The sequence below is a fragment of the Pseudomonas sp. LBUM1661 genome, from assembly GCF_059695925.1.
Genome location: NZ_CP166794.1, coordinates 213,812 through 227,221, shown reverse-complemented (window position 1 = coordinate 227,221; position 13,410 = coordinate 213,812). Strand labels below are relative to the sequence as shown.

13 protein-coding genes and 1 pseudogene are annotated in these 13,410 nt (G+C 59.1%); 9 read left to right on the top strand and 5 right to left on the bottom strand.

Features of this window, described 5'->3' with window-relative positions; translation table 11 throughout:
- The first annotated feature begins 23 nt into the window (after nt 1-23).
- On the top strand, nt 24-866 hold the full coding sequence (gene tauD / locus ACA057_RS01080) for a taurine dioxygenase (protein WP_497345291.1): 843 nt from the start codon (nt 24-26) through the stop codon (nt 864-866).
- A gap of 130 nt (nt 867-996) precedes the next feature.
- Here tauD and mgrA read toward each other — a convergent pair whose 3' ends face one another.
- The 3 genes from mgrA to ACA057_RS01065 all read right to left on the bottom strand — a co-directional run bounded on the left by mgrA (nt 997) and on the right by ACA057_RS01065 (nt 2,858).
- Nucleotides 997-2,034, bottom strand: a complete 1,038-nt coding sequence (gene mgrA, locus ACA057_RS01075; protein WP_497345289.1) for an L-glyceraldehyde 3-phosphate reductase — start codon at nt 2,032-2,034, stop codon at nt 997-999.
- A gap of 180 nt (nt 2,035-2,214) precedes the next feature.
- Nucleotides 2,215-2,679 carry a type II toxin-antitoxin system HicB family antitoxin gene (locus ACA057_RS01070; RefSeq protein WP_497345287.1) on the bottom strand — a complete coding sequence of 155 codons (465 nt, stop codon included), beginning with the start codon at nt 2,677-2,679 and terminating at the stop codon, nt 2,215-2,217.
- Nucleotides 2,676-2,858: a type II toxin-antitoxin system HicA family toxin gene (locus ACA057_RS01065; protein ID WP_497345285.1), complete on the bottom strand. Its 183-nt coding sequence runs from the start codon at nt 2,856-2,858 to the stop codon at nt 2,676-2,678. Before ACA057_RS01065 ends, ACA057_RS01070 begins: the two co-directional genes overlap by 4 nt.
- A gap of 125 nt (nt 2,859-2,983) precedes the next feature.
- Between ACA057_RS01065 and ACA057_RS01060 the strand changes: the two are divergent.
- Together ACA057_RS01060 and ACA057_RS01055 are read left to right on the top strand one after the other, a co-directional pair.
- Nucleotides 2,984-3,250 (top strand): annotated as a pseudogene (locus ACA057_RS01060) (SDR family oxidoreductase); the annotation flags it as partial.
- A 98-nt stretch (nt 3,251-3,348) separates the two neighbouring features.
- Entirely contained in the window at nt 3,349-3,609 is a 261-nt protein-coding gene (locus ACA057_RS01055) for a hypothetical protein (RefSeq protein ID WP_059404078.1), read from the top strand.
- 8 nt (nt 3,610-3,617) lie between these two features.
- On the opposite strand, the gene betT is transcribed toward ACA057_RS01055, so the two are convergent.
- Both betT and epsC read right to left on the bottom strand, forming a co-directional pair.
- Complete coding sequence (gene betT / locus ACA057_RS01050) at nt 3,618-5,612, bottom strand: choline transporter BetT (protein ID WP_497345283.1); 1,995 nt, start codon at nt 5,610-5,612, stop codon at nt 3,618-3,620.
- A gap of 379 nt (nt 5,613-5,991) precedes the next feature.
- A complete protein-coding gene (epsC, locus tag ACA057_RS01045) occupies nt 5,992-6,918 on the bottom strand; it encodes a serine O-acetyltransferase EpsC (protein ID WP_497345281.1) in 927 nt (308 codons plus the stop codon).
- Nucleotides 6,919-7,108: 190 nt separating this feature from the next.
- On the opposite strand from epsC, the gene ACA057_RS01040 reads away from it, so the two are divergent.
- From ACA057_RS01040 to ACA057_RS01015, 6 genes are all read left to right on the top strand, one after another.
- The gene (locus tag ACA057_RS01040; protein ID WP_497345279.1) at nt 7,109-8,101 is read left to right on the top strand and encodes a D-cysteine desulfhydrase; all 993 of its coding nucleotides are present in this window, start codon (nt 7,109-7,111) and stop codon (nt 8,099-8,101) included.
- Between the two features lie 308 nt (nt 8,102-8,409).
- Nucleotides 8,410-9,204, top strand: coding sequence for a cystine ABC transporter substrate-binding protein (gene tcyJ, locus ACA057_RS01035; RefSeq protein WP_401356856.1), 795 nt, complete (start codon nt 8,410-8,412; stop codon nt 9,202-9,204).
- Nucleotides 9,204-9,869: a cystine ABC transporter permease gene (tcyL, locus tag ACA057_RS01030; RefSeq protein ID WP_059404083.1), complete on the top strand. Its 666-nt coding sequence runs from the start codon at nt 9,204-9,206 to the stop codon at nt 9,867-9,869. Before tcyJ ends, tcyL begins: the two co-directional genes overlap by 1 nt.
- A 4-nt stretch (nt 9,870-9,873) precedes the next feature.
- The gene (tcyN, locus tag ACA057_RS01025; protein ID WP_497345276.1) at nt 9,874-10,629 is read left to right on the top strand and encodes an L-cystine ABC transporter ATP-binding protein TcyN; all 756 of its coding nucleotides are present in this window, start codon (nt 9,874-9,876) and stop codon (nt 10,627-10,629) included.
- A 464-nt stretch (nt 10,630-11,093) separates the two neighbouring features.
- A complete protein-coding gene (locus tag ACA057_RS01020; protein ID WP_497345274.1) occupies nt 11,094-11,837 on the top strand; it encodes a hypothetical protein in 744 nt (247 codons plus the stop codon).
- 321 nt (nt 11,838-12,158) lie between these two features.
- On the top strand, nt 12,159-13,400 hold the full coding sequence (locus tag ACA057_RS01015) for an SfnB family sulfur acquisition oxidoreductase (RefSeq protein WP_497345272.1): 1,242 nt from the start codon (nt 12,159-12,161) through the stop codon (nt 13,398-13,400).
- Nucleotides 13,401-13,410: the final 10 nt, after the last annotated feature.

Below are 13,410 nucleotides of genomic sequence, written 5' to 3'. Positions count from 1 at the left end.
ACCCCGGATTGAAGAGAAAGACCATGAGCAACCTGACAATCGTCCCTTTAAGCTCGGCACTCGGCGCGCAAATCAACGGCATCGACATCAGCCAGCCGCTGAACCTGGAACAACGCGACGCTATCGAACAAGCACTGCTCAAGCACCAAGTGCTGTTCTTCCGCGACCAACCGATCGAGCCGCCACAACAGGCCCGTTTCGCCGCGAATTTTGGCGACCTGCACATTCACCCGATCTACCCCAATGTGCCGGAACAACCGGAAGTGCTGATCCTCGACACCGCCGTCACCGACGTGCGCGACAACGCGATCTGGCACACCGACGTGACCTTCCTGCCGACCCCGGCCATGGGTGCGGTGCTCAGCGCCAAGCTGCTGCCGGAGTTCGGCGGTGACACGTTGTGGGCCAGCGGCATCGCTGCATATGAAGCGTTGTCAGCGCCGATGAAAACCTTGCTCGAAGGGCTGACGGCCACTCACGATTTCACCCGCTCGTTTCCACTGGAGCGTTATGGCAACACGCCGCAAGCGCTGGCCCAGTGGGAAGAAGCACGCCGCAAAAATCCACCGCTGTCGCACCCGGTGATCCGTACGCACCCGGTGAGCGGACGTCGGTCGTTGTTCGTCAATGAAGGCTTCACGTCGAAGATCAACGAGCTGTCGGAGACTGAAAGCGAGGTGATTCTGAAGTTTCTGTTTACCCACGCGACGCGGCCGGAATTCACGATTCGCTGGCGTTGGCAGAAGGATGATGTGGCGTTCTGGGATAACCGCGTGACACAGCACTATGCGGTAGATGATTACCGGCCAGCGCGGCGGGTGATGCAGCGGGCAACGGTGTTGGGGGATGTGCCGTTTTTTCGCTGATTTTTCTGTTGCCGATGATGGCCTCATCGCTAGCAGGCTAGCTCCCACATTTGGAATGCAATCCACCTGTGGGAGCTAGCCTGCTAGCGATAGCCATATGACAGGCGCCGGATAATCCGGCGCCGAACACTCACTCAGCCGTCGAAGGCTTCTCCCAAAGATTGATCCCGCCCTCCTGGGCAAACCGGTCAATCTCCGCCAGTTCCTCTGCGCTAAAGCTCAGATTCTTCAACGCCCCGACGTTCTCGATGATCTGCTCCGGCCGGCTCGCGCCGATCAGCGCCGAGGTCACCCGTGGATCGCGCAACGTCCAGGCCAACGCCAACTGCGCCAGGCTCTGGCCACGACGTTTGGCGATCTCATTGAGCCCGCGCACATGGGCGATGTTGGCTTCGGACAGTTGCGAGGACTGCAATGAACCACCGCCCGGACGATTGACCCGCGCATCCTTCGGAATGCCGTTGAGGTATTTATCGGTCAACAGACCCTGCGCCAACGGAGTGAAGGCAATCACACCGGTGCCGAGTTCGTCGGTGACATCCAGCAGGTCCTTTTCCACCCAGCGATTGAGCAGGTTGTACGCCGGTTGGTGAATCAGCAACGGCACTTTCCACTCTTTCAACAGTGCGGCCATCTCACGGGTTTTCACCCCGGAATAGGACGAGATACCGATGTACAGCGCCTTGCCCTGCTGCACGGCGGTGGCCAGTGCACTGGCGGTTTCTTCCAGCGGCGTTTCCGGGTCGAAGCGGTGCGAGTAGAAGATATCCACGTAGTCCAGCCCCAGGCGCTGCAGGCTCTGATCCAGGCTGGCCAGCACGTATTTGCGCGAACCGCCGCCCTGACCATAAGGGCCGGGCCACATGTCCCAACCGGCTTTGCTGGAGATGATCAGTTCGTCGCGATACTGCTTGAAGTCTTCACGCAGCAAACGCCCGAAATTGATCTCGGCGCTGCCGTACGGCGGGCCGTAGTTGTTGGCCAGGTCGAAGTGGTTGATGCCCAGGTCGAACGCGGTGCGCAGCAACGAGCGCTGGGAGTCGATCGGCGTGCTGTCGCCGAAGTTGTGCCACAGGCCCAGCGACAGCGCCGGCAGCACCAGACCGCTGCGACCCACGCGGCGGTAAGGGATAGAGTCGTAGCGGTTTTCGGCAGCGGTGTAAGTCATCGAATCCTCTCTTGTCTGTCTTGAAGGTGGTGTCGACTGCTTCGCAAGTCGCCCAGCATACGCCCAGACAAACGCCGATAAACCCCGGATTCGAGAAAATGCTGAAACGTTTCATAAATGGATGGGACGCGGAGCGTCCCGGGCTGCATTCCCACGCAGAGCGTGGGAACGATCTAACGATTACGCCGACAACTCACGCAGCGCGGCAGCAGCCAAAAAGCCAGACCTTGAGCTGTATCGCTGGTCCCGCCTGACCGTTTGATCGATACGTTCCAGCAACTGTTCTGGCAGCGTGGCATTGAAGCGCACGGACTTACCGAAGTAAGGCGTGATATCGAATTCGACAACGCCCCACACGCCCCCCGCGTAGTCAGGGTTATCAAGATGCGCATCGATCTCACGCACCTGCGGCAGTGGATCGCCATCGGCGACCAAACCTTCGTAGTGCAACGACAATGCTTCTTTCACGTTTTCAAATGCCTGCGCCACAGTACTGCCTGCGGAGAAGCAACCCGGCACGTCCGGGATAATTACTCCGTATTCTGAGTCGGCATCCTTGTGCAGAACGACCGGGAATTTCATTTCGGTGAGTCCTTCCTGTGATGTGGCCCCCTCGGGGCTTTCATATCCAACGTCGGGCTTCATTTCAGACCCGCCTGTTTCAATATGCTGTTGATCGTTCCTTTTGGAAGATCCGAATCAGGGTGCTTTATCGTCACCCTCCCTGGCTTGCTCGGATGCTTGTACTGATGGTGACTACCTTTCACGGCCACCAGATACCAACCATCCTCCTCGATCATCCTGATCATTTCCCGACTTCGCATCACCTTCGTCCTTGTGGGCAGCATCGGCTGCGCACAGTATCCGACGATCATGTCTCCAATACACACGATACACACAATGATAAATATTAGCCCAACATGAGGAGCCCCTGCCTGCTCGTGGACCAGCTGCGGTGGAATCCCTGACCCAGGTGTTCGCCAAGGAAATGCGCGGTCGCAACATCACCGTCAACGCCGTCGCGCCCGGGCCGGTTGCCACTGACTTGTTCCTGCATGGCAAGAGCGAAGTACAGATCCAGAACTTCGCCAAGATGGCCCCGCTGGAACGGCTCGGGCAGCCGGAACACATCTCCCGCGTCGTGTCCTTTTTGGTCGGACCGGATTCGGCGTGGGTCAACGGGCAGATTTTGCGGGTGAATGGCGGGTTGGTCTGAGGACGACGCTATGCTCGGTATAACGGGGTGAATCCATGAGGCTTGCCCGCGAAGGCGTCCTCAAAAAGCAACACCCATCTGAAGGGACGGAACTCACCATGCACACCACCATCATCATCACCTTCGGCCTGATCCTCCTGGCGCTGATGCTGTTCATCGGCGAGAAGATCGGCTTCAGCCGCCAGACGCTGACCTACAGCTTCATCGTGCTGTGGCTGGCACTGACGATGATCAACGGCGCCATCGGCGTGGTCACCGCCGGCCAGTCCGTCACGACGGAACTGGTGGTCGGCAGCGTGGTGTTCGGTGTGCCGGTGGCGGCGCTGGTGTTGTTCATGGCGCTGACCACCGAGACGTGAGTGCTCGATCAACGCACCAGATGCAAAAACTGCATGTGCCGCTCGTACTGATCAAGGATGTCGTTGATCACCTGTTCCTTGGTGTAACCCACCAGATCGTAGTCCTGACTGCCCTCGCTCAAATGCACTTCAGCCCGGTAATAACGGCGATTGTTGAGTTCCTTGGAGCCCATGCCGCCACGGGCGAATGACGGCGTGAAGTAACCGCGCATCTGCACTTGATAGATGAACGGATGCTGCTCGCCATGACCGATTTCCAGGCTGACGCTGTCATTCGCCGGGTCAGGTTGAGTAACGACATTCAACCCCTTCTCGACAAACACCGCCGTCACTTCTTCAATCGCCGGGCGCACCGTCGTTTCGAGGAAACGATAGACCTCATCGCGCGACGGGAAATGCACGGCCTGGCTCAAGCGCTGACGCCAGCCACCGCGACGCGATCCGGACACCGGCGCCAGGGAGTGCATCTGCGCAATCTGTTTCTGCGACTCCAGATAAAACGCCTTGTGCAGGCCCCACATCATCAGCAGCAAAATCATCGAGAACGGCAACGAGGTCAGCACCACCGCTGACTTCAACGCATCGATGCTGCCGGAGAACAGCAACGCGCTGGTCACCAGCGCGGTCATCGCGCCCCAGAATACTCGTAGCCATTTCGGCCCGTCTTCGTCGGGATTGCCACCCTTGGCGGACAGCGTCGACAGCACCACGGTGCCCGAGTCAGCGGACGTGACGAAGAACACGAAGCTGATAAACACCGTGACCGCGATCACGGTTTTGCTCCACGGGTAGGTTTCCAGCAGCAGGTAAAGGGTCATCGACGGGTTGTCGATGGCCGACATGCCCAGCGCCGACATGCCGTGGTTGAGCACCTGGTCGATGGCGCTGTTGCCGAAGATCGACATCCAGGCCAGGGTGAAGCCGAGCGGAATCAGCAGCACGCCGAAGACGAATTCGCGGATGGTCCGGCCACGGGAAATCCGCGCGATGAACAGGCCCACGAACGGCGACCATGCGATCCACCAGGCCCAATAGAACACCGTCCAGCCGCCCAGCCAGTCGCTGGGTTTGTCGTAGGCATACAGGTCGAAACTCTTCATCGGCAAGGCGCCCAGGTAGTCGCCGATGTTCTGGATCAAGGTGTTGAGCAGGTGCTGCGTGGGGCCGGCGAACAGCACGAACAGCAGCAGCGCACAGGCCAGCAGCATGTTGATGTCGGACATCACCCGCACGCCTTTATCGACGCCGGACACCGCGACGATGATCGCCGCGCCCATCATCAGCGTGATCAGGCCAACCTGAACCCACTGAGTGTGAGCAATGCCGAACAGGTAATCGAGCCCTGAGTTGAGGTGCAACACGCCAAAGCCCATGTCGGCGCCGAGGCCGAACACCGTGGCGATGATGCCGAAACCGTCCACCGCATAACCGATCGGGCCGTTGATGCGCTTGCCTATCAGTGGATACAGCGCCGAACGCAGGGCCAGCGGCAGGTTATGTCGATAAGCGAAGTAGGCCAGCGCCATGCCGACGAAGGCGAACACGCCCCAGCCATGCAGGCCCCAGTGCAGAAACAGAATCTGCATCGCCTGGCGCGCCGCATCCGCCGTGCCGGCCTCGCCTTGCGGCGGTTGCGCCAGGTGGGTCAGCGGTTCGGACACGCAAAAGAAAAACAGCGTGATGCTGATCCCGGCGGCGAACAGCATGCCGGCCCACGACAGGTAGCTGAATTCGGGTTCGTCGTGGTCGGCACCGAGCTTGATCTTGCCGTAGCCGGACAAGGCGGTGACCACCACGAAGACCAGATACAGGGTCATCGCGAGCATGTAGTACCAGCCGACCGTATTGGCCGCCCAGTTTTGCGCCGCCAGCAACCAGGCGCCGGCTTGCTCGGGCATGGCGATAACGACAATGCCGAACAGCAGAATGAAACTGGCCGAGAAGTAAAACACCGGCGGGTTCATGCGGACCTGGCCGCTGGCGGAGGTGGACGGTGCACTCATGAATGGTGCACCTCAAGGGGGTGAAACAGGGCAATCAGTAACGGACTCGGCAAGGGCAAGCCTCCTGTTGTGAGCGGGCAGCAAACCGGCGGTTTAACTTGAATGAGCGTTCAAGTTAAACATGAATAGGATGCTAAGGACTAATCGCAAGGCTCGGCGGTACTGTTCATACGCTAGCTCAAGGAGGGTATGACGCGGGGTTGGGGGAATTCGTTCAGCTGGAGATTAGCGAAATGCCATTACCCTGGTTCGGTTTGAAACCCTTCGCGAGCAAGCCCGCTCCCAGATTAGACCGAGGCGCGGGACAGGTACACGATCTAATGTGGGAGCGGGCTTGCTCGCGAAGGCGTCTGATCAGACAGCAAATATCTGCACAGGCTTACTTCTGCGTCCCATCATCATGCTGCAAATTCGCCTGCGTCAGGTTGCACCCCGCCGGCACGCTGCGGGTCAGCCAGACATTGCCGCCAATGGTCGAGCCCTTGCCGATGGTGATCCGCCCGAGAATCGTCGCCCCGGCATAGATCACCACATCATCCTCAACGATCGGATGGCGCGGATGACCCTTCTGCAACTGGCCGTCCTCGTCCGACGGGAAGCGCTTGGCACCCAGCGTCACCGCCTGATAAATCCGCACGCGCTCACCAATGATCGCCGTCTCGCCGATCACCACGCCCGTCCCGTGATCGATAAAGAAGCTACGGCCAATCTGCGCCCCGGGATGGATGTCGATGCCGGTGGCCGAATGAGCGATTTCCGCGCTGATCCGCGCCAACAGCGGCAACCCGGCGCGGTACAAATGGTGGGCCAGGCGATGGTGGATCACCGCCAGAATGCCCGGATAGCACAGCAGCACTTCATCAACACTGCGCGCCGCCGGGTCGCCGTGATAAGCCGCCAACACGTCGGTGTCCAACAGGCTGCGCAACCCCGGAAGGGCGAGGGCGAAGTCCTGAATGATCTGAATGGTCCGGGCCTCGACTTCGGAATCGACCTGTGCGCTGTGGCGGGCGGCGTAACGCAGTTCGAGACGGGCCTGGGCCAGCAACGCGTTCAGGGCCACGTCCAGCGTGTGGCCGACGTAGAAATCTTCACTCTCCTCGCGCAAATCCACCGGGCCCAGGCGCATCGGGAACAGCGCACCGCACAACGCTTCGAGGATTTCCGCCATGGCCGCGCGGGACGGCAACTCGCGACCGCCCTGCTCGGTACTGGCGCGGCCGTTTTCTGCACGCCACTGGTCACGCGCCGTGCGCAGCTGGCTGACGATGGTCTGCAATTGCCAATGGCTGGAACGCTCGCTCACGGTAAAAACTCCTCACGGGCGGCCGGACTGTCTGGCCGCGCTGACGGCGATTACTTTACGGCAAGGTCTGGAAGCCGAATTAAGAACCAATTGTGCTGTGTACAGCTCTTTTGGATATAAGCGATTGGCGGTTGCCCCGCTAAATGGGCGTGCCTATAGTCCTGACATCTTCCCCCGCCAGTACGGAACCATGATCAAACAACAGCTCGCCCGTTTTGACCGCCTCGATCTGCTCGGCCACCCGACCCCTCTGGAAAAACTCGAACGCCTGTCGACCTGGCTGGGCCGCGACGTGTACGTCAAACGCGATGACCTGACGCCGCTGGCAATGGGCGGCAACAAGCTGCGCAAACTCGAATACCTGGCCGCCGATGCCCTGGCCCAAGGCGCCGACACGCTGATCACCGCCGGTGCGCTGCAATCCAACCACGTGCGCCAGACTGCCGCCATTGCGGCCAAGCTGGGCCTGGGCTGTATCGCGCTGCTGGAAAATCCATTGGGCACCGACGACGCCAACTACGTCGGCAACGGCAATCGGCTGTTGCTCGACCTGTTCGATGCCAAGGTTGAATTAGTCGAAAACCTCGACAATGCCGACGACCAGTTGGAGGCCTTGGCCGCACGACTGCGCAACAACGGCAAGAAACCGTATCTGGTGCCGATTGGTGGCTCCAACGCATTGGGTGCCTTGGGTTATGTGCGTGCCGGGCTGGAACTGGCCGAACAGATCAAGGACACCGGCCTGCAATTTGCCGCCGTCGTTCTCGCTTCCGGCAGCGCCGGCACGCACAGCGGCCTGGCGTTGGCATTGAGCGAAGTACTCGCGGATTTGCCAGTGATTGGCGTGACGGTGTCCCGTAGCGAAGAAGATCAGCGGCCCAAGGTTCAAGGCCTGGCTGAGCGCACTGCCGAGTTGCTGGGCGTGAGCCTGCCAGCGAGTTTCAAAGTCGAGTTGTGGGACGAGTATTTTGGCCCGCGTTATGGCGAGCCGAATGCCGGGACCCTTTCAGCGTTGAAGCTGCTGGCAAGCCAGGAAGGGTTGTTGCTCGACCCGGTCTACACCGGCAAAGCCATGGCCGGGTTGCTGGATGGCATTGGCCGCGGGCGTTTTGATGAAGGCCCGATCATCTTCCTGCACACCGGCGGGGCGCCGGCGTTGTTTGCGTATAACACGGCGTTCTGAGAGCGCTACGCGCTTCGCGGGCAAGCCTCGCTCCTACAGGTTTTTGCGTCGATCAAGGAATTATCGTCCGGCCCAATCCCTGTAGGAGCGAGGCTTGCCCGCGAAGGCGATCCTGCATATGTAATTAAAGAATAACAAACGCAATATTTATTATTTTCCTATCTAAAGACGCCATCATATAGTCACGCCGCAGGCGAATTTGCTGCGAGACGCATACGCTGCTTTAGGGCAGGATATCGCTGTCGTCCAAATCCCGATTTTGCCAACTTTCCTAAAAGCGTCTTCATAAGAAAACACAGGGGCTTGTCATGAATTTTTCCGCACTACGTCGAAATCTGCTCGTCGGTTCGCTGGGCCTGGCACTCAGCGCCGGCCTGTTGGGGCAAGCGGTTGCCGGTGAGCAACTGCAAAAAATCAAAGACGCTGGCGTGATCAACGTCGGCCTGGAAGGCACTTACCCACCGTTCAGTTTCGTCGACGCCGACGGCAAACTGGCCGGCTTCGAAGTTGAATTCTCCGAAGCCCTGGCCAAAGAGCTCGGCGTGAAGGTCAAACTGCAACCGACCAAATGGGACGGGATCCTCGCCGCTCTGGAATCCAAGCGTCTGGACGCCGTGATCAACCAGGTGACCATCTCCGAAGAACGCAAAAAGAAGTATGACTTCTCCGAGCCGTACACCGTTTCCGGGATTCAGGCGCTGGTTCTGACCAAGAACAAAGACACCATCAAGACCGCCGCCGATCTGGCCGGCAAGAAAGTCGGCGTCGGCCTGGGCACCAACTACGAACAATGGCTCAAGGACAATCAACCGAAAGCCATCATCAAGACCTATGACGATGATCCGACCAAGTTCCAGGATCTGCGTGTTGGCCGCATCGACGCCATCCTGATCGACCGCCTCGCCGCACTGGAATACGCCAAGAAGGCCAAGGACACGGTCGCCGCCGGCGAAGCGTTCTCCCGTCAGGAAGCCGGTATTGCCCTGCGCAAAGGCGAGCCTGAGTTGCTGGCTGCGGTGAACAAAGCCATCGACAAGCTGCGTGCCGACGGGACGCTGAAAAAGCTTTCGGAAAAATACTTCAGCGCTGACGTCACTCAATAATGGAAGAAGCTTTCCAACTCGCACTGGACTCCCTGCCCTTCCTGCTCAAGGGGGCCTACTACACGGTCATCTTGAGCCTGGGCGGGATGTTCTTCGGCCTCATGCTGGGCTTCGGCCTGGCACTGATGCGCCTGTCGCGCTTCAAACTGGTGAGCTGGATCGCCCGCATCTACGTGTCGTTCTTTCGCGGCACGCCGTTGCTGGTGCAACTGTTCGTGATCTATTACGGCTTGCCGCAATTGGGCATGGAACTCGATCCGCTGCCGGCAGCCCTGATCGGCTTCTCGCTGAACATGGCCGCTTACGCCTGTGAAATCCTGCGTTCCGCGATCAGCTCCATCGAGCGCGGCCAGTGGGAAGCGGCGGCCAGTATCGGCATGACCCGCGCGCAGACCCTGCGCCGGGCCATCATCCCGCAAGCGATGCGCACCGCATTGCCGCCGCTGGGCAACAGCTTCATTTCGCTGGTCAAGGACACCGCGCTGGCCGCCACCATCCAGGTGCCGGAGCTGTTCCGCCAGGCGCAGCTGATCACGGCCCGCACCTTCGAAGTGTTTACCATGTACCTTGCCGCCGCGCTGATCTACTGGATTCTGGCCACGGTGCTCTCGCACCTGCAGAACAAGTTGGAAGAGCGGGTCAATCGGCACGACCAGGAGAACTGACCCCATGATTGTCGTGGAAAAACTGACAAAGCAGTTCAAGGGTCAAGTCGTGCTCAACGGCATCGATCTGGAGGTAAAGGAAGGTGAGGTCGTGGCGATCATCGGGCCCAGCGGCTCGGGTAAAACCACGTTCCTGCGTTGCCTGAACTTTCTGGAAGAACCCACCAGCGGCCGGATCAAGGTCGGTGACATCGAAATCGATGGCAGCCGCCCGCTGAACCAGCAGCAAGGCCTGGTGCGACGCTTGCGCCAACACGTGGGCTTCGTGTTCCAGAGCTTCAACCTGTTCCCGCATCGCACGGCCCTGGAGAATGTGATCGAAGGCCCGATCGTGGTGAAGAAAATCCCGCATGACCAAGCCGTTGCCCTGGGTAAAAAGCTGTTGGCCAGGGTTGGCCTGGCGGGCAAGGAAGACGCTTACCCGCGACGCCTTTCCGGCGGCCAGCAACAGCGTGTGGCGATTGCCCGTGCGTTGGCGATGGAGCCGGAAGTGATTCTGTTCGACGAGCCCACCTCAGCCCTCGACCCGGAGCTGGTGGGTGAAGTGCTGGCGACCATCCGCAGCCTGGCCGAAGAGAAGCGCACCATGGTGATCGTCACCCACGAAATGGGCTTTGCCCGTGACGTGGCCAATCGTGTGGTGTTTTTCGACAAGGGTGTGATCGTCGAGCAAGGCGAAGCGAAGGCGCTGTTTGCCAATCCGAAAGAAGAACGCACGAAACAGTTTCTCAGCAAGTTTCTGAATAACACTCATAACTGAGCGACTGTTCCATCAGCATCGACTTCCATGGATGGAAGTACACTTACATCTCTTCCGACTCGTACAAAACACATAACGCTTACAATACCTTCTGCTGTTGCTTGCGGTACATATATATGTTCTGCAATAGATCAACACTGCCTAAACTTCAAAATACACTCGATCAACCTTAACCAAGGCATTGCTGCCGTTGCGGCATAAAAGCCACAAAAAGCACCGTCATAGTCGACAGGTCGGTACAGTTTATTAACACCGACCTGTAGGAACTTTCTGATTAAGTGATTATCCAGCGCCCAACTAACAAACGCTGTTGACACAGATTCAAGCGCACTCTTATCTAGCCTCCAACAGGCGCCGATCATTATTTAAAGCGAACAAATAATTAGCCGTATTGTTACTCGGCAATTCACGCCTTTTGATCTTTCAGAAACGGACTTCACTGCAAGTTTTCAAGGAGAAACCCCATGACAAGCACTTCGCACAAACCCGAACTGGCGGCCCCGACCCTGGCCCAAACTCAAAAGACCGGCATCAACATCACCTCGGCGGCGCACCTGCTGATCGAAGTGGCGCCCTACCCCGGCATGGACGAAGGCGACCTGATCGAACTGTTCTGGGACAACTGCTACGTCGCCTCCCGAGCACTGACAGCCCACGATGTCGGGCAACCCATTCAGCTACGTGTGCCTGAGAGCTTTATCAGCAATGGCGATTCGCGTATTCACTACCGGATCATGCAAATCGGGCAAGGGCCGGCGATATCCGCCGCTACGCGCTTTCAGATCAAGCTCGACTGCCCTGGAGGCCAGCCATCCGCGCTGTGTGGCGACGAAAACCAAAGCCTGGCGCCGGTGAGCATTCCAGAATCCATCCGCCGTCAGGGGGTCAATCCAAACCAGATCAAGCGCGGCGTCCCGTTAACCATCGCGCCGTACCTGAACATGGCCGTCGACGATGAAATCACCCTGCGCTGGGGCGATGTGCGCATGGACCTGCCACGGCTCAAGGCTGACGACATCGGCCAGCCGATTCAGGTCTGGGTGCCACCCGCGATCATTCTCGAAGCCGGCGAAGACCTGCGACTGGAAGTGACGTACTGCATCCTCGACCGCGTGGGTAACAACTCGCGCTGGGCACCGGTGCGCAGGCTGAAGATCGGTTGCACAAATCCTTACCCTGTAGCGAAGCTTGCTCGCGAAGAACGATAACGCGGTGTGTCAAATCTGACGCTTTCGCGGGCAAGCCTCGCTCCTACAGAAGCCGAATAAGGCCTTGAACTGTTGCACCAGAAACAACTGTTGCTGTGCGTACAGTTCGTGGCGGCACACTTCTATCTATATTCCTAAAAGTTAGTTTATTAATTTTTTATACACGCTTAGGGTATATGCACCGGACCACCGGACATTCTTGATTTTCGTTCGCCGCACCACTCGCGGCGTTTCCATGAGATGTGAGGTAGGTATGGTCCGGAACACAATCACCCCAGTGCAGATCGCCAGGGCATTGCGTGCAGCCAAGGAGCGGCACTGATGTCCAGTCTGGCAGAAGCAACTATCCAGAGTGATCTGGACATCGCCCCATTGTTGTTGCCCGCGCAAGTCTTGCGCAACGACGCACAAGCCATCAAGGCCGCTCAGGAGTTGGCGCACGTCGCCCGCCTGCAAGCAGCCAGACGCGACCAGCAACGCAAGTTGCCATGGTCGGAAATCGAACAGTTCACCCGCAGCGGTCTGGGCAGCATTGCCATCCCGCGCGAGTACGGTGGGCCGCAGGTTTCGTTCGTCACCCTGGCCGAAGTTTTCGCGATCATTTCCGCTGCCGATCCGGCACTCGGACAGATCCCACAGAACCAGTTCGGCATCCTCAACCTGGTACTCGGCAGCGCCACCGAAGCGCAGAAAAAACAGTTGTTCAAAAGCGTGCTCGACGGCTGGCGCATCGGCAATGCCGGTCCAGAACGCGGCACCAAAAACACCCTTGAACTCAAGGCACGCATCACCGCTGAGGGTGATGGTTACGTCATCAACGGCCAGAAGTTCTACTCCACCGGCGCACTGTTTGCTCATTGGGTCGCGGTCAAAGCGCTGAACGACGACGGCAAGCAAGTGCTGGCGTTCGTCCGTCGCGGTACACCGGGGCTGCGTATCGTTGATGACTGGTCCGGTTTCGGCCAACGCACCACCGCCAGTGGCACCATTTTGCTCAACAACGTGCGGGTCGACGCCGAGCTGGTGGTGGATAACTGGAAGATCAACGACCAACCGAATATCCAGGGCGCCGTGTCGCAATTGATCCAAGCGGCCATCGACGCCGGCATCGCTCGCGGCGCCATCGACGACGCCATCGAATTCGTCAAGACCCGCGCCCGGCCGTGGATCGACGCCAATGTCGAACGGGCCAGCGATGACCTGTACGTGATCGCCGACATCGGCAAACTGAAAATCGAATTGCACGCCGCTGAAGCGTTGCTGCGCAAGGCCGGGCAGGTGCTCGACCAGGTCAGTGCCGCGCCGCTCACCGCCGAGTCCGCTGCCCGCGCCTCGATTGCCGTGGCCGAAGCCAAAGTGCTGACCACCGAGATCTCGCTGTTGGCCAGCGAAAAGCTGTTCGAACTCGCCGGCAGCCGCGCCACCCTCGCCGAATTCAACCTTGATCGTCACTGGCGCAACGCCCGCGTGCACACCTTGCACGACCCGGTGCGCTGGAAATATCACGCGGTGGGCACTTATCACCTCAACGGCACGCTCCCCGCACGCCACTCCTGGATTTAACGACCAGACC